Below are 21,636 nucleotides of genomic sequence, written 5' to 3'. Positions count from 1 at the left end.
GACGCCGGCGGCGACGGTGGCGGCGACCGCGGCGGGCGGTGTCGCGGACGGTCGGTCGCGCCGCCGTGACGGGGCTGACGGCGGGAACCGCACCGGGCCGGATGCGGCTGTGCCGCCGGGGGTTCCGGCGGCACAGTGGTGGTTTTCGGTCAGCCCTGCTGCGGGTGGTGGGCGGGGATCGGCGGGAGGTCGCCGGTCGTCTCGTACGCCGTCAGCATCTCGATGCGACGGGTGTGGCGCTCCTCACCGGAGTACGGGGTGGCCAGGAAGATCTCGACGAACTTGGTGGCCTCGTCCAGCGAGTGCATCCGGCCGCCGATGGCGACCACGTTGGCGTTGTTGTGCTCGCGGCCCAGGGCGGCGGTCTGCTCGCTCCAGGCGAGCGCGGCGCGCACGCCCTTGACCTTGTTGGCGGCGATCTGCTCACCGTTGCCCGAGCCGCCGATCACGATGCCGAGGCTGTCCGGGTCCGCGGCCGTCCGCTCGGCGGCACGCAGGCAGAACGGCGGGTAGTCGTCCTGGGCGTCGTAGATGTGGGGACCGCAGTCGACGGCCTCGTGGCCCTGGGCCGTCAGCCACTCGACGAGGTGGTTCTTGAGTTCATAGCCGGCATGGTCCGAGCCGAGGTACACGCGCATGTTCCGAGTGTGGCACGGAAGACGCCGGGCGGCCGTCATCGGGGTCATGTCACGGACGGCACCGGGCCCGCCCGCCACAGAAGGCCACCGCCGATGGTGCCGCGTGACGTACGGCACACCTCATGCGGCACGGCAGGAGGATGTGTGAGGCACGGCACCGCCCCGCCCACGGCATGGCGCGGATCGGCATGCGGTACCACGCGCGCGGTGAGGCGGTGCCGCGCGGGGGGACGCATACGGGACCGCCCCGGCGCGGGGCCGGACGCCCCTGGCGTGATGCGTGTGCGAGTCCTGTGTGGGAAATGCCTCACAGGCAACTTTTCTCCCAAGAAATCGGAATGAAGTCTTCCGTTCTTGGTGTCCGAGAGGCTTCAATGCACCACGCCCTGCTCGCGGTGTCCGCGGCCGGGGCGACCGCGCCCCACCGCGGTATTCGTGGCCGAGCGACCGCGCCCCACCGCGGCATTTCGCACGGCGGCCGGGGCGTGCACGAGTGATCGGCACACGTAAGGACTCCCATGACGTCGCAGACGACTCCGACCAGGCAGGACCGGTCCGACGGGCCGACCCCGGCGAACTCCTCCGGTGGCCTCCAGGCGGGCCTCAAGAACCGCCACCTCTCCATGATCGCCATCGGTGGTGTCATAGGCGCCGGCCTCTTCGTCGGTTCCGGTACCGGCATCGCCGCGGCCGGACCGTCCATCCTGATCTCGTACGCGCTGGTCGGCCTGATGGTCGTCTTCGTGATGCGGATGCTCGGCGAGATGGCGGCGGCGCGCCCCACGTCCGGTTCCTTCTCCACCTACGCCGACCAGGCGCTGGGCCGCTGGGCCGGTTTCTCGATCGGCTGGCTGTACTGGTTCTTCTGGGTCGTGGTGCTCGCCGTCGAGGCGACGGCCGGCGCCAAGATCCTGGAAGGCTGGGTACCGGGCGTCCCGCAGTGGGCGTGGGCGCTGATCGTGATGGTCGTCCTGACCGCGACGAACCTGGTGTCGGTCGGGTCGTACGGCGAGTTCGAGTTCTGGTTCGCCGGCATCAAGGTCGTGGCGATCGCCGCGTTCGTGGTCGTCGGCCTGCTGGCCGTCTTCGGGCTGCTGCCCGGCTCGGACAACCCGGCCACCGGGTTCGCCCATCTCACCGACTCCGGCGGGTTCTTCCCCTTGGGGGTGGGCGCCATCCTCACCGGTGTGCTGATGGTCGTCTTCTCCTTCATGGGCAGCGAGATCGTCACCCTCGCCGCGGGTGAGTCCGAGGACCCGCAGCGTGCCGTGCGACAGGCCACCAACAGCGTGATCTGGCGGATCGCCGTCTTCTACCTGGGCTCGATCCTCGTCGTGCTGTGCCTCGTGCCGTGGAACGACCCGTCGCTCGTGAAGGACGGCAGCTATGTGGCCGCCCTCAACGCCATCGGCATCCCGCACGCGGGCCAGGTCATGAACGTCATCGTGCTGACGGCCGTGCTGTCCTGTCTGAACTCCGGTCTCTACACCGCCTCGCGGATGGCGTTCTCGCTCGGCGAGCGCGGGGACGCGCCGAAGGCGTTCGCCCGGGTGAACAAGCGGGGCGTGCCCCAGGCGGCCATCCTGTCCTCCGTGGTCTTCGGCTTCGTCGCGGTGTTCTTCAACTACCAGTGGCCCGACACCGTCTTCCAGTTCCTGCTGAACTCGTCCGGCGCGGTCGCGCTGTTCGTCTGGCTGGTCATCTGCTTCACGCAGTTGCGGATGCGGGGCATCATCCTGCGCGAGTCGCCGGAGAAGCTGGTCGTGCGGATGTGGCTCTTCCCGTACCTGACCTGGGCGACCATCGCGATGATCTCGTTCGTCCTGGTCTACATGCTGACCGACGACAGCGGGCGTGAGCAGGTGCTGCTCTCGCTGCTCGTCGCGGCGCTGGTGGTGGCGATCGCGCTGGTGCGCGAGGTCCGGCAGCGGAAGGCCGCGGGAGCCCCGCAGGCCGTGAACGCGGCAGACGCCGCGAAGGGCGGGGCCGCGCAGGAGGCCCGGGCCTGAACGAGGGCCCCACGCCGCTCCTGACGTGGGGGCGCGAGAACGCGGAAGAGGCTCCCCGGCCGTGACGTGTCACGGCCGGGGAGCCTCTTCGGTTCGCGTGTACGGAGGTACGCGGGTGGTGCGCCCCCTGAGCGTCAGCCCCGGCGGCCGACCAGCTTCCAGGCCGCGGGCAGCACGCCCATCGCGAGCGCGGCCTTCAGTGCGTCACCGAGCAGGAACGGCACCAGGCCGGCCGCGATCGCGGCGCTCGCCGACATGCCGGTGGACAGCGCCAGGTACGGGACGCCGACGGCGTAGATGATCGCGGAGCCCAGCACCATCGTGCCCGCGGTGCGCAGCACGGAACGGTCCCCGCCCCGACGGGCGAGGGCGCCGACGGCGGCGGCGGCGAGCAGCATGCCGAGGACGTAGCCGAACGACGGGAAGCCCATTCCGGACCTGGCCTCGGCGAACCACGGCATCCCCGCCACGCCGACGAGCGTGTACACGGCGAGGGAGAGGAAGCCGCGGCGGGCGCCGAGCGCGGTGCCGACGAGGAGCGCGGCGAAGGTCTGGCCCGTGACCGGGACCGGGGAGCCGGGGATCGGGACGGCGATCTGGGCGGCGACCCCGGTGAGCGCGGCGCCCCCGAGGACCAGGGCCGTGTCGACGGCGTAACGGTGCCTGGCGGCGGGCAGCAGGTCGGCGAGGACCGCTCCGGTACGGGCAGGGGCGGCGGCAGCAGTGCTCATCGGGACTCCGCGGGGTGAGGACAGGTGGGGACAGACTGGACCGACGTTAGCCCACGGGTTGACGACCGATCACCGTCAGCGGCTGACAAGCGGTGATCGAAGCAGTGATGGAGTTCATACAAAGACGCCCGGGCAATCATGCGGTGGCGTGATGCTCATCACTGAGGCGAGAACGGACGCGTTTCACCGTTCGCTCACGCGAGCCCCTCCGGAAGAACTGTAGGTTCCCCCCAAAAGCCGGTTGCCGACGCTTTTTCCGGCACGTCCCGCCGAGGGCGCCGCGTGCCCGTATGTGCACGATGTGTGAGCATCGTGCCCGTATGGCGGACAGTGGTTCCCGGCCGCCGGTGCGCACGCTCAGACTGTGCCCGACGTCCCCCCACGCCACACCTCGCGTCCCCCCATGTGTCACCTACCGAACAGAGCACGTCCATGTCTCGGAATCCCACTTCTTCCCCCACCGAAGACCCCACGGAGCCCCGGGCCGCAGCCCGCTCCGACTCCCCCGTCGAGTCCCCCGCGACCGTCATCGCCGCCCCCGCCGACGGCGGGCTCACCCACGGGCTCAAGCAGCGGCACCTGTCGATGATCGCGCTCGGCGGTGTCATCGGCGCCGGGCTGTTCGTCGGCTCGGGCGCCGGCATCGCCGCCGCGGGCCCGTCGATCGTCATCGCGTACGCCGTCTCGGGGCTGCTGGTCATGCTCGTGATGCGGATGCTCGGCGAGATGTCGGCCGCGAACCCGGCCTCCGGTTCCTTCTCCGTCCACGCGGAACGGGCCATAGGACCGTGGGCGGGATTCACCGTGGGCTGGGCGTTCTGGGTGCTGCTCTGCGTCGCCGTCGGCCTGGAGGGCATCGGCGCCGCGAAGATCGTCACGGGCTGGCTGCCGGGCACCCCGGAATGGGCGTGGGTCGCGCTGTTCATGGTGGTCTTCCTCGGTACGAACCTGGCCTCGGTGAAGAAGTTCGGCGAGTTCGAGTTCTGGTTCGCCACCCTGAAGGTCGTGGCGATCACGCTCTTCCTCGGCCTGGGCGTACTGGCGGTCCTCGGCCTGCTGCCCGGTACGGACGCGCCCGGCACCAGCAACCTCACCGGCGCGGGCGGCTTCCTGCCCAACGGCGCCGAAGGACTGGTGATCGGTCTGCTCGCCTCCGTCTTCGCGTACGGCGGTCTGGAGACCGTCACCATCGCCGCGGCCGAGTCCGAGGACCCGGTGCAGGGCGTCGCCAAGGCCGTGCGGACCGCGATGTGGCGGATCGCGCTGTTCTACGTCGGCTCGATGGCCGTCGTCGTGACCCTGGTGCCGTGGAGCGACCCGCAGATCGTGGAGGTCGGCCCGTTCTACGCGGCCCTGAAGCACGTCGGAATCGGCAGCGCGGCACAGATCATGAACGTGGTCGTCCTGGTCGCCCTGCTCTCCGCGATGAACGCCAACATCTACGGCTCCTCGCGCATGGTCTGCTCGCTGGTGGCCCGGGGCCAGGGCCCGCGGCGGCTCGGCCGGATCTCGTCCGGCGTGCCGCGCGCGGCCGTCCTGGCCTCGTCGGTGTTCGGCTTCCTGTGCGTGCTGCTCAGCTACTGGCGTCCCGACGACGTCTTCCCCTGGCTGCTCAACATGATCGGCGCGGTGATCCTGGTCGTCTGGGTCTTCATCGCCGTCTCCCAACTGATCCTGCGCGGCCGGATGCAGCGCGAGGCCCCGGAGAAGCTCGCCGTGCGGATGTGGTGCTTCCCGGTGCTGACGCTGGTGGCGCTGCTGGCGATGGGCGGGATCTTCGTCCTGATGCTGGGCCAGCCGGACACGCGCGACCAACTGGTCGCGAGCGGCGCCCTCACCGCCGTGCTGATCGTCGCCGGTGTCGTACGCCAGCGGCGGGCCGCGGCCGTCACGGGCTGACGTCGGGTACCCGGGGCGCATCCGGCGCGTCCGGCACGGCGGGCACGTGCGGCGCGGTGGGCGCGTGCGGCGCGGCGGGGGCGTGCGGCGCGCACGGCACGTTGAGGGAGAGCAGCGCCCCGCCCCGCTCCCCGATCCGTACCTCGCTGATCGCCGTGTTCCGCAGCTTCGGGAAGGCCCGGCGGTAGGCGCCCAGCGGGATCGACAGCAGTTCGCAGAGCACGAGCCTCAGCAGGGTGTTGTGGGCGACGACGAGAACCCGCTGTCCCGGGTGCTCGTCCGCGATCCGGCGCAGTGCCGTCGCGCCCCGGGCCGCCGCCGTCCGGGGGTCCTCGGCCCCGGGGAACGGATGGGCCACCGGGTCGGCGCGGTACTCCCCGCCCCGCCGGGGGTGCTCGGCCTCGAACTCCGCCAGCGTGCGCCCCTCCACCTCGCCGAAGTCGCACTCGCGCAGCTCGTGGTCGCGCCGGGGCGTGAGGCCGAGCGCCCGGCACGCGGGCCGCGCGGTCTCGATCGCGCGGGTGAGCGTCGACGTCCAGACCGCGTCGACCGGGTTCCGGGCCGCCCACTCGCCCAGTTGCCGGGCCTGGCGGAGCCCCTCGTCGCTGAGCGCGATGTCGCTGACCCCGGCATAGCGGTTCTCCGCGTGCCAGACGGTCTGTCCGTGGCGGACGAGCAGCAGGGCGGCCGGGGCCGCACTCGTCGTCATGGGTCCTCCGTTCGGTGGGGGGAGGCGGCCGTCGGCCGGGGACGGACCCGCCGGTCGCACGCTCCCGCCCCGGCCCGGCCCGGTCGCGGCCCATGCCCGGGCCCGGGTATGGGCCGCGACCGGGCCGGGGAGCCAGCCGCGCCGCTCCAGCTCGTCCACCAGCGCGACGTACGGCTCGGTGTACCACGCGGTGCGCGCCGGACGCGGGCGCAGCACGTGCCGAAGTCGTACCATCCGGTTCGCGGCCTCCGCCTTCCAGCGGCTGACGGGGGTCCGGGCCACGGACGTCTCCGACGCGTCGATGCCCTTCCTGGACCCGATGACGCGTACGTACTCCGCCGATGTCGTGGCGGCGCTCGGCCTCGGGCACCGGGCCGCGCTCCTCGCCCCGGTCAGCGACCCGGTCGCCACCGCTGAGCTCCCCTCGGGTGTACGGATCTCCAACGGCCCGTACGACCTGCCGGCCTGCGCGCTGGGCGCGGGCGTCACCCGGCCCGGCGACGGTCTGCTGATCGTCGGCATGTGTCTGGCCGCGCTCGTGGCGACGGAACGGCTCGACCTGGACGGCGAACCCGCGGGCCTGCACATCTCCACCGACCGTCCCGGTCACTGGCTGCGCGCCATGCCCGCGATGGCCGGCACGGCGGCCCTGGACTGGGTCCTGGCCACGACCGGCGTACGCCACACGGACGTCGACCGGCTGCTCACCACCACCCCGCCGGGCGCCAACGGCGTACGGGTGCGGCCCTACTTCGCCCCCTCCGGCGAACGCGCCCCCTTCCTCGAGCCCCGGCTGCGCGCCGAGTTCCTCGGGGTCTGTCTGGAGACCACCGCGGCGGACCTGGTCCGCGCGGTCTGCGAGGGCATCGGTTTCGCCGCCCGCCACTGCCTGGACGCCGCGGGCCTCACCGGCACCCTGGCGCTGTGCGGCGGCGGCACCCGCTCCCCCGCCTGGACCCGGCTGTTCGCGGACGTGCTGGGCCGTCCGCTGCGGATCGTGGAGGGCGAGGTGGGTGCGCGGGGCGCCGTCCTCTCGGCGGCGCGACGCTTCGGCGCGGCGCTGGACACGGCCGCCTGGACGGCCCCGAGGGAGGTGGTCGAACCGGACCCCGCGCGTGCGGCGTTCTACGCCAAGGCGTACGAGGACCATCTGACCCGCCTCGCCGAGGCCCGCACGCGAGCCCGCGCCCGCGCCTGAAGCCGGGCCTTACCTGTACCCGCGCCCGCTCCCCGTTCCCTCACTTTTCCCCGGGACCGCGCCGGTCGGACGCCTCGCGGCGGACCCGGTAGCCGTCCTCCGTGTCGGGGTTCACATCGAAATACATCTCCGGCTCGTCCCTGCTCCGGACGGGCCGAAGCAGGGCGAATCCGGCGTCATCGGTGAACGAGCCGCCCTCGACGAAGCGGAGCTCGACGCCGCTGCTCGGGTCCCGCTGCCCCTCCAGGTCCCACCTCCCCCTCCCGGAAAGGCTGCCCTCCCCGGGAGGGGGTGTGGAGAAGCTGAACTCGATCGCGCTCCGCGGGATGCCTGACATGTCGAACGTGCCGTCCGCCCGGAACTCGATCCGCCCGCCGCCGGAGCCTTTCCAGACACCGACGACCTCCTCGGAGCGAAGTTCCGGGCTCTTCCCCCCGCACCCCTGCATCACGAACAGGGCCACGAACAGCAGCAGAGGAACAGCCACACATATCGCACACCCACGAAAACGTCTCATACCCAGCCCACTCGCTACTTGTAGATCTTTTCCTGCCAGCGGATATCGACCCGGAATCCCGCGAAGTACCCGCCCATATGGCGCGGCGCCTCGTTCACGACCTCTTGCCCCTTGACCTGGCCCGGGACGAATGACTTTCCACCTCCCCGGCCACATCCTGCACTCGATCTACTGGCACAACATGACCGGTGACGGCGGCGGCGAGCCCCTCGCGGCGGACGGCGTCGGCGACCTCGCGGACGCGATCACGGAGTCGTTCGGTTCGTTCGCCGGTTTCAAGGCCCAGCTGACAAAGGCCGCGGCCACCACGCAGGGCTCCGGCTGGGGCGTGCTGGCGTACGAGCCGGTCAGCGGCAAGCTGATCGTCGAGCAGGTCTACGACCACCAGGGCAACGTCGGCCAGGGCTCCGTCCCGATCCTGGTCTTCGACGCCTGGGAGCACGCCTTCTATCTCCAGTACAAGAACCAGAAGGTCGACTTCATCGACGCCATGTGGGCCGTCGTCAACTGGCAGGACGTGGCGAAGCGTTACGCGGCGGCCAAGGAGCGCGCCGACGTGCTGCTGCTCGCCCCCTGACCGGGAGGCGCGTGAACGTCCTGCCTCGTGATCGTCTTCTCAGCCTTCACCGGGCAGGCGGATGAAGAAAGGACCCCCGCCAGGACGTGACCTGGCGGGGGTCCTTCCGTCGTGTCGCCACGGCAGGACGTCAGGGCGCGGCGACGTGCTTGAGCAAGGTGCTCAGCACCTGCTCGGCGTGGGTCCAGAGCACCGACCCGCCCGCGTCGGGCACCAGGTGCCGGACCGCGCCCGGGATGCGCGCGGCCAGCCCTTCGCCGTGATCGGGCGAGTGGCCGGTGTCCTGCTCCCCGTACCAGAGGTCGACGGGCACGGCGATGTCCGGCAGCGCGATCCCCCAGTACCCCATGGCCAGGACGGTGTCGCGGGCGTATCCGTCCGCTCCCTGCGCGAAGGCTTCGTCGAGGGCGCGGCGGTAGGCGGCGGCGAACGCGGGCTGCCGGTACACGGCGAGGTCGCGGTCCGGGCTGCCGGACATGACCAGGTCCCACATCGCCCGCGGGGTGAACCCGGCGAAGATCTTCTCGGCGGCGGCCGGATCGGACACCACCAGACCGACGAGGCCCCGCAGGTCGTCCGGGAGCGCCTCGGCGAACCGCGGCTCGGCCACCTCGTCCGCCCCGGAGACCACCGCGAGCGCAGCGACCGTTCCGGCGGCGGCGCAGGCGAGGGCGAAGGGCGCCCCCTGCGAGTTGCCGACCATCAGTGGCCTGCCCAGACCGCGCAGGGCCGCGAACGCCCGGATGTCGTCGGCGAAGTCCTCGAACGTACGGCCGGGCAGCGGCGAGGAGACTCCGAGCCCGGGGCGGTCGACGGAGATCAGTCGCACGCCGATCCCGTCCAGCACGTCGGCCCCGAACCCGAGATGCCTGCTGGTGGCCGCGCCGGGCGACAGCAGCACCGGCGCGCCGTCCTCCGGTCCCCACTCCGCCCACCCCAGCAGCCGCCCTCCCGGCAGCCGCTCCGTACCGATACGAACCGGGTCGATCACGCGCAGATCCATGCGCCTCATCCTGAGCGGGTCCTTGGGACCTGTCGAACGGATTACGCCGGGCAGGCGGCTCGCGCACGGACAGGCGGCGAAGGGCCGGTCCCGCCCGCGCCGGCCGCGAAGGCGCGTTCCCCTCCCGGGCGTCGAGTTCCCGGGAGGAACTCGTCCCGGGTGAGGCGGATGCGATGATGAGGGCCATGAATCCCGTCCCCGACAACCTCGCCGTCGACGACGTCCCCGCCGATCCCACCGTGCTCCACCCGATGCCGGGGCAGCCCCGGGTCGTGCTGCTGAAGCCCCTGGTGACGTCCGGGCTGATCGAGGTCGGGGACTTCTCGTACTACGACGACCCGGACGACCCGACCTCGTTCGAGACCCGCAACGTGCTGTACCACTACGGGCCGGAGCGGCTCGTCATCGGGAAGTTCTGCGCGCTGGGCACCGGCGTGCGGTTCATCATGAACGGCGCCAACCACCGGATGGACGGCCCGTCCACCTTCCCGTTCCCGTCCATGGGCGGCTCCTGGGCCGAGCACTTCGACCTGCTGACCGGGCTGCCGAACCGGGGCGACACGGTCGTCGGCAACGACGTGTGGTTCGGATACGGCGCCACGGTGATGCCCGGCGTACGGATCGGGCACGGCGCGATCATCGGCGCCGGTTCGGTCGTCACCGCCGACGTGCCCGACTACGGCATCGTCGGAGGGAATCCCGCGCGTTTGATCCGCACCCGCTACGACGACAAGACCGTCGCCCGGCTGCTCGCCCTGTCCTGGTGGGACTGGCCCCTCGACCACCTCACCCGCCACATCCGCACCATCATGTCCGGCAGCGTCGACGAACTCGAAGCGGCCGCCCCGGAGGGGACACCGTGACCATCACCGTTCGCGAACTCACCTACTACCCGGTCAAGGGCTGCGCCGGAACCGCGGTCGATTCGGCACGGGTTCTCGGGACCGGCCTCGAACACGACCGTACGTTCATGGTGGTGGACGCGACGGACGGCGCGTTCCGCAGCCAGCGCACGCACCCCGCGATGGCCGCGATCGGGGTCGAAGTCCTGGACGGCGGCGCGGCGTTGGCGCTGTCCGCCGAGGGCGTCGAGCCGCTGCGGCTGGACGTTGACCGGGGCGGCCCGCACCGCGAGGTCAGCATGTTCGACCAGCCGCTCGGCGTCGCGTCCGACCAGGGGGACGAGGTCGCGGAGTGGTTCTCGGACGCGCTCGGCGCCAAGTCCCGCCTGGTGCGGGTGGTTCCCGGCTTCGACCGGGACGGCTGGGGCGACACCCCCGGCAAGGTCAACTTCGCCGACGCGCACGCGGTGCTGGTCGCCTCGACGGCCTCCCTGGACGACCTCAACGCCCGCATCGCCGCCCGGGGCGACGCGGCGCCCGTCCCGATGGACCGCTTCCGGGCCAACATCGTCCTGACCGGCGACGACGAACCGCACTTCGAGGACCGGGTGCGCCGCATGACCCTCGGCACGGTCGAACTCGCCCACTCCGTACGGGCCACACGGTGCGCCGTCCCCATGGTCGACCAGCGCACCGGCCGCCGCGCGGGCCCGGAGCCGATCCGGACCCTGTCGACGTACCGTCGCGAACCGGAGTACAGGAACAAGGTCAGCTTCGGCGCGAAGAACGCGGTGGTGCGCGAGGGCGTGGTGAGCGTCGGGGACGGCGTCGAGGTCGCGGAGTGGCTCGGCCGCTGATGGAAGACCCCATACGGTCGCCCCGACCTGGACCGGAACGGACCGGACCGGGTCGGGGCGAGCGAAGGAGGATCAGGGCAGGAGGTAGCCGAGCGTCCCGCCCATGATCTGCCCCTCGCAGTCGGGCTGGTGCGACTCGAAGATCTGCCGGTTCTCCTTGCGCAGGCAGCGCAGCAGCGGCAGGCTCGACGTTCCGGCGGGCGGTGCGGCGTACAGCCAGCCGAGGCGCGTCACGTAGGTCTGACCCTCGCAACCGACGTCGGTGGTGGCGAAGTGGTCGCCCCGTACCTGGCAGAGGTAGAGGGGCATGGTGTCCGGGCTGGGCGCGGTGAACAGGGTGCCCAGCGGGCCCTGGAGGTCGTAGCCGACGGGAGCGTCCCACGGGGTGCTGAGGGTGTCGGAGCTCTTGTGGTAGCGCTTGAGCACGAAGGTCGGGGAGCCCACGTTGGGCTCACCGGTGCACAGATACTCGATGTGCACCTGCACCCACCCGTTCGGGAGCGAGTTGACGACGGCGGGGCCGGCGCTCACCCGACATTCGGAACGCGCGAAGCCGCGGGCAACCGCCGCGTCGAGTCCGCTCTGCCGGGCGGACTGCTCGGCGACGTTCAGCGGGCCGCTGCCGAAGCCCTTGACGTAGAGCTTGACGGGCCCGACGGACGCGGTGGCGGCCGGGGCCGCGACGGCGGTGCCACCGAACGCGGTCAGGGAGAGCGCGGCGGCGAGCGCTGTGGCGAGAGCGGCGGCGGACCGGCCGACGGCGCGGCGGAACAACCTCACGGGCATACCTCGTTCCGGCAGGCCGGTGCACGCCCTTCCTACGAGGCCACGCGCACCGGCAGGGTCAGTACGACAGGGCATGAATATCAGGACGAATTGCCTCTGTTGGCAAGCCTCACGCGGTATGTCCGGTTCCGCGAGGATGCTGGCCGAATGGTTACCCTTGACCGCGCGCCAGCTGCCCGGGCAAGAGGCCGGGGCAAGCTCTCCGCCGGGCACGCATCGAGGGTCGTTCCGGGGTTTGAGCCCCGCCCGCACGCCAAGCCCGGTACCTTCTCGCGTCAACCACGGCTACCCCTTTCGGCCCGAGTCAGCCGTTGAAGGCTCCGGCCTTCACCCCGTCGATGAACGCCGCCCAGCCCTGGGGGGCGTAGAACTGGAGCCCGCCGTCAGGGTTCTTGCTGTCGCGCACGGCCCGGCCGCCGTCGGCGGTGTGGGCGACCTCGACACAGTCGGCGGCCTGCCCTCCGGTCGAGTAGGAGGACTTGACGAAACGGGAGTTAACGACGCGGTTGCTCACGATTCCTCGATCTCTTCAGTGATGCTGTTCACGACCGACTTTATGAAGGCGACACTCTGGGGCGGCGTGAGAGCCGCAGACCTGAGAGCGTCAAAGGCATGCACATAGCTGGGCATGACATCAGAGTCTTCCAGAATGACGCAGTTGGAAGCCGTGTCATGCACAACAACTTCCGGTGCCGTCTCGCGCGCGTAGGAGAAAGCGACGAAGGAAGGTGACGCTCTCGCCGCAGCCCACTCACTGATGGGCAGCACCTGAATGGTCACGTTCGGCCGCTTGGCCATCTTCGCAAGGTGCGTCAACTGCTCCTGATGGACGGCTCGATCGGGCATCCGACCGGTCAGCGCCGGCTCCCAGATGACTGCGGCCAAGCGCGTACCGCGCTCCTCGAAGGCTCGGCGACGCGCCTCCCTCACCTTGACAACCAGGTCCGCCGCGGCGTCATCGACGGCATCGGGACTGGCTTCCGTCAACGCCCGCGTGTACTCCGGAATCTGGAGCAGCCCCGGCACCACCAATGGTTGCCATGTACGGATGTACGTCGCGTCGGACTCCAATGCGAGAAAGTCACCCAAGACATCACGCATGGGCCGGTCGGTCTTGAAGTCCATCCACCAGCCACGCTTGTTGCTGTCGCGCGCCAGTTTCTCCAGCAGCTTCCGTTCAGCCTCGTCCTCGACCTCGTACAGGTCGAGCAGTACGCGCACATCACCCACCCGGGCGCTGACGGCTCCCGACTCGATCCGGCTGATCTTCGCCGTCGAACAGGCCACCGCCTCGGCCGCGTGTTCCTGGTCGAGGAGCGCGTTCAGGCGTAAGCGTTTCAGCGCCGCGCCCAACCGGCGACTGCGCACCGTGGACTTCCCACCTGCGGGCATACGTCCCCCTCACTTTCCGAACCAGTCTGCCCAGCAACTGCCCGCAGACGCCAGCACTTGCCACCCAAGAGTGAATGCAAGCTTGCAGATTTGATTCGCTTGCATCTCGGCAAGTCCCACCTCTAGCGTGGCCCGCATCACAGCATGACGCCAAACCGGCGCACTCCGTGACCACGATTCCGTCTGCCCACGCTCACCCACGACCTTGGGGGACCCATGTCCGGGCGCACGCACATCAAGAGATTCCGGGTCCGCAGGGACTCCGTTCCAGCGGCCCGGCACCACGCCGAGCACGTCCTGACCGAGTGGAGACTTGGCGGGCTCATCGACGACACCGCCCTGATCGTCAGCGAGTTGACGACCAACGTCGTCAGCCATGCCAAGGGCACCGGTGACTACTTCGAGCTGGGTTTACGCCGTCGCCACAGCACCCTCGTGCTGGAGGTGTCCGACTCCTACCAGTGGCGCATGCCCGAACTGCGCACGCCTTCGCTGGACGACCTGTCCGGCCGCGGGCTGGTCATCGTCGACGCCCTCGCCGCGAAGTGGGGCGTACGGCCGCGCGATCCGGGCAAGACCGTGTGGGCACAACTGCCCATCGGGCGGCGCGAATCGCCCTGAGGGCCGGGCTCCCCGGCCGTGGATCGTCCGTCCGCACCCGCAGCACGTACATGCGGGTGCGGACGGGTCCCTGCCCGCAGGTGCGGGCACGTCACCGGCTCAACGGGCCCCTGTGTCCACGCTGTTGTCCCGGCCCGTGTCGAGGGAGTCCGCGATGTGGGCCATGACGGACCAGATGATGGCCTTCTGGCACTGGCTCATGTCCTTGGTCCCGATGTACAGGGTGTTGTCCCGCCGACCCGGTAGTTCCCCCGGGTGCCGTCCGCCTTGAGCTTGACGCCTTCCATGCGGCGCTGGAGGTGGGGGACGGTGATGGCGATCTGCTGGGCGTCCACGGTCATCCGGGTGACCTCGTCCCACGGGATCTCGTCGGCGGCGTCGTCGACGTAGAGGTACGTGGCGCCGATCTCGAAGGGCGGATAGCGGACATCGCCGCCCCCGGCCAGTTCGCTCAGGATGAGCCGTACCCGCGCCTCGACGACGCGGTCGACGATCCCGCCGAACATCGGCGTCAGGCTGCCCCGGGACCGGAAGAACGTGTGCGGGAAGCCGCCGCCGCTGTCGGGGATGAAGTAGTTGCCGGAGAGGTGGCAGGCGATTTTCTCGTTCGCCGTGTACAGACGCGCGACGATCTTGTCCGAGAGCGGCCGCGACGACCCGCCGACGTAGGTGACCTCGTGGGACAGCGTGACGTCGTGGAAGTCCTCCCAGGCATACGCCCACCGCACCCCGCGCCGGCCCCGGTAGACGATCCCGTCCTCGTACAGGTCCAGCCAGGAGACGAAGGAACGGATCAGTCTGACCGCTCCCCAGACGGACAGCAGGAGGCAGACGGCGTCGAATATGAGGTGTCCGACGCCGTGCGTGGCGAGGGATTCGTCCAGGAACAGGAAGAACGCGACCGCCGGGACGACGGTCATGGCGAGCTTGCCCATCGTCGGGCGTTCCCGGTAGGGGGCGAGGAGCCGGCCCAGTTCGGCCGGGTCCGCCGTCCGCCGCCCCTTTCCGCCGGTGCCGCTCCCGCCGCTCCCGCCGCTCCGGTCCGCCATGGTCGCTCCCCCTTGCTCGACCCCTTGTCGTCTTCGCTCGCTCAACGGCGTGTGGGGCGACCGGCGTTCGGCGCCCATCGCCTCCCGGCTCCGATGTGCTGTCCGCAGCCTATGCCCGCCCCGGGCGGGCGGCGGGCCCGGCGTCCGTCCGGCCGTCCCGCCCGGCGTCCACCAGCACGTCCCCCGCGTCCGTACGGAAGTACAGCACCGACCGACCGGCCCGGCGCCGGTCCACGAGACCGGAGTCCAGCAGCACCTTGAGGTGGCGGCCCACCGAGCCCAGGCCCTGGCCGGTCAGCGCCACGAGCTGGGTGGTGCTCTTGGGGTGCGCGAGGAGGACCAGGACCGCCGCTCGCGCGGGGCCGAGCAGCCGGCCCAGGGCGTCCGGCACCCGTTCCCTGTCCGCGTCGGCGAGGGCGCCCGAGCACGGGTAGACGATCGCGTACCGCAGGGCGTCGTCGGCCCAGGACACCCAGCCCGCCCTCTGCGTGACCGGTACGAGGAGCAGCCGCGCCCCGGACAGTTGCTTCGGCGGGTGGTCGTGCGCGTTGATCCGGAGCCGGCTGCCGCCGAGCCACCGCATTCCCGGGCGCAGACCGCTGAGGGCGGCGGCCCAGCCGTCCCGGCTCAGCTGCCCGGTCCGCGCGACCACGTCCGCCTCGATGATCCGGCGACGGCGCGGCCAGTCCGGCAGGACGGTGTGCCGCCAGACCCAGTGCAGGACGTCGGCGGCGGACCGGGCCAGGTCGTCGCGGTCCAGGAGCGGCGGGAACGGCCGGTCGCCGAGGGACAGCACGAGGTCGGACCGGGCGCGCTCGGACGTGGTGGCCCGGACCGGGGCCAACTCCTCCTCGAAGGTCGGCGTGCCCTCGCCCGTCGGGGTGGGGGTGATGAAGTCCGCGTTCCAACTGCCGCAGAGCGCCACCGGTACGAGGAGTGCCGCCACCGGGTCGGCGGCCTGCCGGGCCCGGTAGGCGGGCAGATGCGCGGCGAGCCAGGACCGTTCACCGGGGTGACCGGCGCTCCCCCGCTCCAGGGACTTCAGGGCGGCGACGGTCTCGGCGAGCGGTGAGACGACGAACCTGCTCCCGGCGAGCGTGTCCGTGTTGATCTCCCACAGGCCCATGACGTTTCGCCTCCGCGCGAAACAGTAACGGCCCGCGCCGACGCCCGCCCAGACTCCCCGCATGCGCACCTACCGGGAACTCTTCCGGGTGCCGCGGTTCCGGCCGTTCTTCGCGATCAGCGCCCTGCAGGTCGCCGCGTCGACGGTGAGCGGGCCGGCCCTGGGCACCCTCGTCTACTCCACCACCGATTCACCACTGCTGGCCGCCCTGTCCATGTTCGGCCCCTCGCTCGCCCAGGTGATCGGGGCGACCGCGCTGATGTCGGCGGCGGACCGGCTGCCGCCCCGGGCCGCGATGAGCGGCATGGCGCTCGCCTTCGCGGCGGCGACCGCCGTGCTCGCCGTACCCGGGCTCCCGCTGCCGGGCGTCTTCGCGATCATCCTGGTCGAGGGGGTGGTCGCCGCGGTGGGCGGCGGGGTGCGGTACGGACTGCTCCACGAGATCCTGCCCAAGGACGGTTATCTGCTGGGGCGTTCGGCGCTGAACATGTGCACCGGTCTGGCGCAGGTCTGCGGGTACGCGGTCGGCGGGCTGCTGGTCGTGACGCTGTCCGCGCGCGGGACGCTGATGGTGGCCGCCTGCCTGTACGCGGCGGGGGCGGCCGTGGCCCGGTTCGGGCTGGCGCGCCGTCCGCCCCGGGCCTCCGGGCGGCCGTCGGTCGGTGAGACGTGGCGGGTCAACCGGATGCTGTGGTCCTCGGGACCGCGCCGCCGGACGTATCTCGCGCTCTGGGTGCCGAACGGGCTGGTCGTCGGCTGCGAGTCACTGTTCGTCCCGTACGCCCCCGGGCACGCGGGGCTCCTCTTCTCCTTCGCCGCGCTGGGGATGCTCGTCGGGGACACGGTGGTGGGCCGGTTCGCCGCTCCGTTGCGGCGGGGACGGGCGGCCACACCGCTGCTGCTGCTCCTGGCCGCGCCCTACCTGGTGTTCGCCGCACGTCCGGGGCTGCCCCTCGCGCTCGCCCTGGCCGCGCTCGCCTCAGTCGGGTTCGGGGCGAGCCTGCTGTTCCAGGAACGGCTGATGGCCCTGACCCCGGACACGATCACCGGCCAGGCGCTCGGGCTGCACGCCTCCGGCATGCTCACCATGCAGGGGGTCGCGGCGGCGCTCGCGGGCTCCGTCGCCCAACTGACCTCGCCGGGAACGGCGATGGCCGTGATGGCGGGGGCCTCCCTCACGGTCACCCTGGCCCTGGCGGCGGCCGGGCGGCGGGACACGGAACCGGCGGACACCGGGCCGACGGGCGCCGGTCCCGCGGCTCCCGGTCCCGCCGATCCCGGTCCCGCGGACGCGGGGCGCGTGGGCCCCGGCCCTGTGGACCCCGGTACGACGGACGCGGGGCCCGGTACGCGGCGGGGTGTCAGCGCGGAGTGAGCACGTACTCCATCAGCGGCAGCACGCGTCCGGGGATCGAGCCCGACGGGGTCTCCCCGATCCGGACCGCGCCCATCGCCCGGTAGAACGGTTCCGCGTTCGGGTCGGCGTCGATGGTGAGCCGGGCGAAGCCGAGGCTTCGGGCCTCCGCCGCGGTGTGCTCGAACAGGCGCCGCCCGATGCCCCGGCCGATCGCGTCGGGGGCGATGAACATCATGCCGAGGGCGCCCTCGGGCGGGATGCCGTCCAGGGTGGTGAAGCCGAGGACGCGCCCGTCCTCCTCGGCGACCGTCGTGCGGCGGCGCTCGACGTCGGCGGGAATCAGGGTGAGCTCGTCGCGGCAGGCGGCGAGGAATGCCGCGTCGTAGTCCCAGTACCCCTTCGACTCCAGTGCCAGTTCGGTCAGCAATCCGGCCTCGTGCGCCCGTGCCGGTCGCAGGTCCATGTCCGCCCCTCCGTCGTCCCCGTGCCGTTCGGTCCCTCGTCCCGTCCCGCTCCGGTGTTCCGCCCCTCCGCTCGGCGCCTTCGCCGCCGTCGGGGGCTCGCCGGGCCGGGACCGCCGGACCATGATCCATGCTCTCGCCCATGGACGCCACGGACTTCCGGCGCCCGACGGCCGCCCCCTGCCGCGCCGCGCCGTGCGCCCGACGGGCCGCCCGCCGTGCCCAGGGGCACGGGGGTGTGCGGGACCGGCTCGTGGCCCGGTCCCGCACACCCCTGTCGTCACCTCGTCGGCGGCGGTGCCGCCGTCGCCGGGCGGTCACCGGGCCGGCGCCGGACTGCCGCCGGGCTCAGTCGAAGATCGGGCCCTGCGTACGCGTCCGCTTGATCTCGTAGAAGCCGGGGATCGACGCCACGAGCAACGTGCCGTCCCACAGCTTCGCCGCCTCCTCGCCCTTCGGGGCGGGGGTGACGACCGGACCGAAGAAGGCGATCTGCTCGCCGTCCGCGCCCGGGACGGCGATGACCGGGGTGCCGACATCCTGGCCGACCTTGTCGATGCCCTCCTTGTGGGAGGCGCGCAGCTCGGTGTCGTAGGTGTCGCAGTCCGCGTGGTCGGCCAGCTCGGCGGGCAGGCCGACGTCCTCCAGCGCGCCCACGATCGCCTCGCGAGTGGCACCCTCGCCCCGGTTGTGGAAGCGGGTGCCGAGCGCCGTGTAGAGCGGGCCGACGATGTCGTCGCCGTGCTTCTGCTGGGCGGCGACGACCACGCGGACCGGGCCCCACGCCTGGTTCTCCAGCATGTCCCGGTACTCCTCGGGCAGCTCGTCGAGCTTGTCCTCGTTGAGGACGGCCAGGCTCATCACATGCCAGCGGACCTCGACGTCACGGACCTTCTCCACCTCCAGCATCCAGCGGGAGGTCATCCACGCCCAGGGGCAGAGCGGGTCGAACCAGAAGTCGACGGGGGTCCGGCCGGTCGCCGTGCTGTTCTCGGACATCTCTCTCCTCATCGGGACCTCATCGCACGTGATGCGGGCGTGCGCCCGTGCCCGCATACGCACATGCGGGCGTGCGCACATCTGGGCACAACGCCGTCGTGCGCACCGCTCATTCCCGCGCGCGGGCCGGTCGACGACGTGGCCGCCCGGCCGGACGACGGCATGGGAGGATCAAAGTAATCGAACGTACACAAAGGAACGTGACACAAAGGAGTGTGCCCGTGCCCGGTGAGAACCTGTCCCGCGACGAGGCCCGCGAGCGGGCCGAGCTGCTGAGCGTCGACGGTTACGAGGTCGTTCTCGATCTGCGTTCCGCCGTCGGCGGGCCCGACGGGGAGGGCGGGTCCGAGGGGACCGGCGACGGCGCCTCCCCCGGCCCGCTGACCTTCCGCTCGGTGACGACGATCCGGTTCCGCACCGCGCGGGCGGGGGCGTCGACCTTCGCGGACCTGGTGGCGCCGAGCGTGAACGCGGTGACGCTGAACGGGCGCCCGCTCGACCCCGCCGCCGTCTTCGACGGCACCCGGGTGGCCCTGGAGGACCTGCCGGAGGGCGAGAACCTCCTGGTGGTCGATGCGCAGTGCGCGTACAGCCGGACCGGCGAGGGCATGCACCGGTTCGTCGACCCGGAGGACGGCGAGGTCTACCTCTACACGCAGTACGAGCCGGCCGACTCGCGCCGGGTCTTCGCGAACTTCGAGCAGCCCGACCTGAAGGCTCCCTTCCGCTTCGAGGTGGCGGCGCCCGAGGGCTGGACGGTCTGGAGCAACGGGGCCGTGGAGTCGCGGGACGACGGGGTGTGGCGGTTCGCCGAGACGAAGCCGATCTCGACGTACATCACGGCGGTCGTCGCCGGTCCGTACCACTACGTCACCGACTCCTACACCCGCACGTTCGAGGACGGCACCACGCTGGAGATCCCGCTCGGCGCGATGTGCCGCAAGGGGCTCGCCAAGCACTTCGACGCGGACGACGTCTTTTTGATCACCAAGCAGGGCCTGGACTTCTTCCACGACCACTTCGACTACCCGTACCCGTTCGGGAAGTACGACCAGGCGTTCGTGCCCGAGTACAACCTGGGCGCGATGGAGAACCCGGGCTGCGTGACGTTCCGCGAGGAGTACATCTTCCGCGGCAAGGTGACGCAGGCGTCGTACGAGGGCCGGGCCAACGTCATCCTGCACGAGATGGCGCACATGTGGTTCGGCGACCTGGTCACCATGCAGTGGTGGGACGACCTGTGGCTGAAGGAGTCGTTCGCGGACTTCATGGGCGTCTTCGCCATGGTGGAGGCGACCCGGTTCAAGGACGGCTGGATCACCTTCGCCAACAACCGCAAGGCGTGGGCGTACCGAGCCGACCAACTGCCGTCCACGCACCCGATCACGGCCGACATCCGTGACCTGGAGGACGCCAAGCTGAACTTCGACGGCATCACGTACGCCAAGGGCGCGTCGGTGCTGAAGCAGTTGGTGGCGTACGTGGGCCGGGAGGCGTTCCTGGAGGGCGCCCGGCGCTACTTCAAGAAGCACGCCTACGGAAACACCCGGCTGGACGACCTGCTGTCGGTGCTGGCCGAGACCTCCGGGCGCGACATGACCGCCTGGTCCCGGTCCTGGCTCCAGACCGCGGGCGTCAACTCGCTGACGCCGGTGGCGACGCACGACGCGGCGGGCCGGCTCACGGAGCTGGCCGTCCTCCAGGAGGCGGCCGAGTCCCACCCGGAGCTGCGCCCGCACCGGGTCGCGGTCGGGCTGTACCGGAGGGCGGCCGACGGGAACCTGGTGCGGTACGCGCGCGCCGAGGTGGACGTGGCGGGGCCGCGCACGGTGGTCGAGGAGCTGGCCGGGGCGGAGCGCCCGGAGCTGATCCTGGTCAACGACGACGACCTGACGTACTGCAAGGTCCGCTTCGACGAGATGTCGCTGGCGACGCTGCGGGAGCACCTCGGGGATCTGACCGATCCCCTCGCGCGGGCGCTGTGCTGGTCGGCGCTGTGGAATGTGACGCGCGACGGCCTGATGCCGGCCCGCGACTTCGTCTCCCTCGTGCTGGCCTTCGCCGGCCGGGAGTCCGACATCGGCGTCCTGCAGATGCTGCACGCCTGGGCCCGGACGGCCGTGACCCATTACGCGGCGCCGGAGTGGCGCGAGGAGGGCGGCAGGGCGCTGTCCGAGGGCGCGCTGCGGGAGCTGCGGGTCGCCGGCCCGGGCAGCGAACACCAGTTGGCCTGGGCGCGGTTCTTCGCGTCGGTCGCCGACTCGGAGGCGGACTTCCGCCTGCTGTCGGGGCTGCTCGACGGCTCGGCCGGCATCGACGGCCTGGACGTCGACCAGGAGCTGCGCTGGGCGTTCCTGTCGCCGCTGGCCGCGCACGGGGTGGTCGACGTGTCGGTGCTCGACGCCGAACTGGCCCGTGACGACACGGCGTCCGGCGAGCGGCACCAGGTGCGCTGCCTGGCCTCGCGCCCCTCGGCCGAGGTGAAGGCGCGCGCCTGGGCGGACGTCGTGGAGTCGGACGCGCTGTCCAACGCGCTGACGGAGGCCGTGATCGCGGGCTTCGCGCAGCCCTCGCAGCGCGAGCTGCTGGCGCCGTACGCGGAGAAGTACTTCGCCGTGATCGAGCGGGTGTGGGCCGAGCGCTCGATCCAGACCGGGATGAACGTGGTGCGGGGCCTGTTCCCGGCGCTCCAGGACAGCCCCGCCACGCTGGAGGCGACGGACGCGTGGCTGACCGCCCACGCGGACGCGGCACCGGCGCTGCGGCGGCTGGTGCTGGAGGCGCGGGACGACCTGGCGCGGTCGCTGCGGGCCCAGGCGTGCGACGCGGGCACGACCGCGCCGACCGGGATCTGACGGGGGGACG

General features: G+C 71.6%; 20 protein-coding genes and 1 pseudogene. 9 read left to right on the top strand and 12 right to left on the bottom strand.

What is annotated here, in order from left to right; translation table 11 throughout:
* Positions 1-149: 149 nt before the first annotated feature.
* Positions 150-638: a ribose-5-phosphate isomerase gene (locus tag ACGF2V_RS02610; RefSeq protein WP_362622549.1), complete on the bottom strand. Its 489-nt coding sequence runs from the start codon at positions 636-638 to the stop codon at positions 150-152.
* 518 nt (positions 639-1,156) lie between these two features.
* On the opposite strand from ACGF2V_RS02610, the gene ACGF2V_RS02605 reads away from it, so the two are divergent.
* On the top strand, positions 1,157-2,647 hold the full coding sequence (locus ACGF2V_RS02605; RefSeq protein ID WP_362622552.1) for an amino acid permease: 1,491 nt from the start codon (positions 1,157-1,159) through the stop codon (positions 2,645-2,647).
* Positions 2,648-2,781: 134 nt separating this feature from the next.
* Here the strand turns inward: ACGF2V_RS02605 and ACGF2V_RS02600 are convergent, their stop codons facing one another.
* Positions 2,782-3,378: a biotin transporter BioY gene (locus ACGF2V_RS02600; RefSeq protein ID WP_362622555.1), complete on the bottom strand. Its 597-nt coding sequence runs from the start codon at positions 3,376-3,378 to the stop codon at positions 2,782-2,784.
* Positions 3,379-3,810: 432 nt separating this feature from the next.
* Here ACGF2V_RS02600 and ACGF2V_RS02595 point away from each other — a divergent pair, with 432 nt between their 5' ends.
* Entirely contained in the window at positions 3,811-5,277 is a 1,467-nt protein-coding gene (locus ACGF2V_RS02595) for an amino acid permease (protein ID WP_362622557.1), read from the top strand.
* On the opposite strand, the gene ACGF2V_RS02590 is transcribed toward ACGF2V_RS02595, so the two are convergent.
* Complete coding sequence (locus ACGF2V_RS02590; RefSeq protein ID WP_362704240.1) at positions 5,267-5,986, bottom strand: histidine phosphatase family protein; 720 nt, start codon at positions 5,984-5,986, stop codon at positions 5,267-5,269. The two genes, ACGF2V_RS02595 and ACGF2V_RS02590, sit on opposite strands and share 11 nt — an antisense overlap.
* On the opposite strand from ACGF2V_RS02590, the gene ACGF2V_RS02585 reads away from it, so the two are divergent.
* Complete coding sequence (locus tag ACGF2V_RS02585; protein WP_392910495.1) at positions 5,985-7,184, top strand: FGGY-family carbohydrate kinase; 1,200 nt, start codon at positions 5,985-5,987, stop codon at positions 7,182-7,184. The genes ACGF2V_RS02590 and ACGF2V_RS02585 overlap by 2 nt on opposite strands.
* A gap of 40 nt (positions 7,185-7,224) precedes the next feature.
* Here ACGF2V_RS02585 and ACGF2V_RS02580 read toward each other — a convergent pair whose 3' ends face one another.
* Entirely contained in the window at positions 7,225-7,671 is a 447-nt protein-coding gene (locus ACGF2V_RS02580) for a hypothetical protein (protein ID WP_362704237.1), read from the bottom strand.
* A gap of 160 nt (positions 7,672-7,831) precedes the next feature.
* Between ACGF2V_RS02580 and ACGF2V_RS02575 the strand changes: the two are divergent.
* Positions 7,832-8,278, top strand: a pseudogene (locus ACGF2V_RS02575) (superoxide dismutase); the annotation flags it as partial.
* 130 nt (positions 8,279-8,408) lie between these two features.
* Here ACGF2V_RS02575 and ACGF2V_RS02570 read toward each other — a convergent pair.
* Entirely contained in the window at positions 8,409-9,281 is an 873-nt protein-coding gene (locus ACGF2V_RS02570; protein WP_362704234.1) for an alpha/beta hydrolase, read from the bottom strand.
* A gap of 185 nt (positions 9,282-9,466) precedes the next feature.
* Here ACGF2V_RS02570 and ACGF2V_RS02565 point away from each other — a divergent pair, with 185 nt between their 5' ends.
* Both ACGF2V_RS02565 and ACGF2V_RS02560 read left to right on the top strand, forming a co-directional pair.
* A complete protein-coding gene (locus ACGF2V_RS02565; RefSeq protein WP_362704231.1) occupies positions 9,467-10,144 on the top strand; it encodes a CatB-related O-acetyltransferase in 678 nt (225 codons plus the stop codon).
* Complete coding sequence (locus ACGF2V_RS02560; protein WP_362622578.1) at positions 10,141-10,980, top strand: MOSC N-terminal beta barrel domain-containing protein; 840 nt, start codon at positions 10,141-10,143, stop codon at positions 10,978-10,980. The genes ACGF2V_RS02565 and ACGF2V_RS02560 overlap by 4 nt, the downstream gene beginning before the upstream one ends.
* 72 nt (positions 10,981-11,052) lie before the next feature.
* Here the strand turns inward: ACGF2V_RS02560 and ACGF2V_RS02555 are convergent, their stop codons facing one another.
* From ACGF2V_RS02555 to ACGF2V_RS02545, 3 genes are all read right to left on the bottom strand, one after another.
* Positions 11,053-11,760: a hypothetical protein gene (locus ACGF2V_RS02555; RefSeq protein WP_362622581.1), complete on the bottom strand. Its 708-nt coding sequence runs from the start codon at positions 11,758-11,760 to the stop codon at positions 11,053-11,055.
* Positions 11,761-12,070: 310 nt separating this feature from the next.
* On the bottom strand, positions 12,071-12,280 hold the full coding sequence (locus tag ACGF2V_RS02550; protein ID WP_362622584.1) for a DUF397 domain-containing protein: 210 nt from the start codon (positions 12,278-12,280) through the stop codon (positions 12,071-12,073).
* Positions 12,277-13,158 carry a helix-turn-helix transcriptional regulator gene (locus tag ACGF2V_RS02545; protein ID WP_362622587.1) on the bottom strand — a complete coding sequence of 294 codons (882 nt, stop codon included), beginning with the start codon at positions 13,156-13,158 and terminating at the stop codon, positions 12,277-12,279. Before ACGF2V_RS02545 ends, ACGF2V_RS02550 begins: the two co-directional genes overlap by 4 nt.
* A gap of 216 nt (positions 13,159-13,374) precedes the next feature.
* Between ACGF2V_RS02545 and ACGF2V_RS02540 the strand changes: the two genes are divergently transcribed.
* Complete coding sequence (locus tag ACGF2V_RS02540) at positions 13,375-13,779, top strand: ATP-binding protein (protein WP_362704228.1); 405 nt, start codon at positions 13,375-13,377, stop codon at positions 13,777-13,779.
* Positions 13,780-13,976: 197 nt separating this feature from the next.
* Here ACGF2V_RS02540 and ACGF2V_RS02535 read toward each other — a convergent pair whose 3' ends face one another.
* Together ACGF2V_RS02535 and ACGF2V_RS02530 are read right to left on the bottom strand one after the other, a co-directional pair.
* The gene (locus ACGF2V_RS02535) at positions 13,977-14,828 is read right to left on the bottom strand and encodes a hypothetical protein (protein WP_362704226.1); all 852 of its coding nucleotides are present in this window, start codon (positions 14,826-14,828) and stop codon (positions 13,977-13,979) included.
* Between the two features lie 109 nt (positions 14,829-14,937).
* Entirely contained in the window at positions 14,938-15,954 is a 1,017-nt protein-coding gene (locus ACGF2V_RS02530) for a winged helix-turn-helix domain-containing protein (RefSeq protein WP_362704223.1), read from the bottom strand.
* Positions 15,955-16,015: 61 nt separating this feature from the next.
* On the opposite strand from ACGF2V_RS02530, the gene ACGF2V_RS02525 reads away from it, so the two are divergent.
* Positions 16,016-17,329 (top strand): MFS transporter, encoded by a 1,314-nt coding sequence (locus ACGF2V_RS02525; RefSeq protein ID WP_362704221.1) that lies wholly within the window; start codon positions 16,016-16,018, stop codon positions 17,327-17,329.
* Here ACGF2V_RS02525 and ACGF2V_RS02520 read toward each other — a convergent pair.
* Both ACGF2V_RS02520 and ACGF2V_RS02515 read right to left on the bottom strand, forming a co-directional pair.
* Entirely contained in the window at positions 17,316-17,774 is a 459-nt protein-coding gene (locus ACGF2V_RS02520; protein ID WP_362622598.1) for a GNAT family N-acetyltransferase, read from the bottom strand. The genes ACGF2V_RS02525 and ACGF2V_RS02520 overlap by 14 nt on opposite strands.
* Positions 17,775-18,120: 346 nt before the next feature.
* The gene (locus ACGF2V_RS02515; RefSeq protein ID WP_362622601.1) at positions 18,121-18,771 is read right to left on the bottom strand and encodes a DsbA family protein; all 651 of its coding nucleotides are present in this window, start codon (positions 18,769-18,771) and stop codon (positions 18,121-18,123) included.
* Positions 18,772-18,992: 221 nt separating this feature from the next.
* On the opposite strand from ACGF2V_RS02515, the gene pepN reads away from it, so the two are divergent.
* Entirely contained in the window at positions 18,993-21,626 is a 2,634-nt protein-coding gene (gene pepN / locus ACGF2V_RS02510) for an aminopeptidase N (RefSeq protein WP_362622603.1), read from the top strand.
* Positions 21,627-21,636: the final 10 nt, after the last annotated feature.

Source organism: Streptomyces sp. NPDC047982 (assembly GCF_043204165.1).
In the GTDB taxonomy this organism is placed as follows: domain Bacteria; phylum Actinomycetota; class Actinomycetes; order Streptomycetales; family Streptomycetaceae; genus Streptomyces.
Note: the sequence above shows the minus strand (reverse complement) of the source record. Positions and strands in the feature narration are given on the sequence as shown.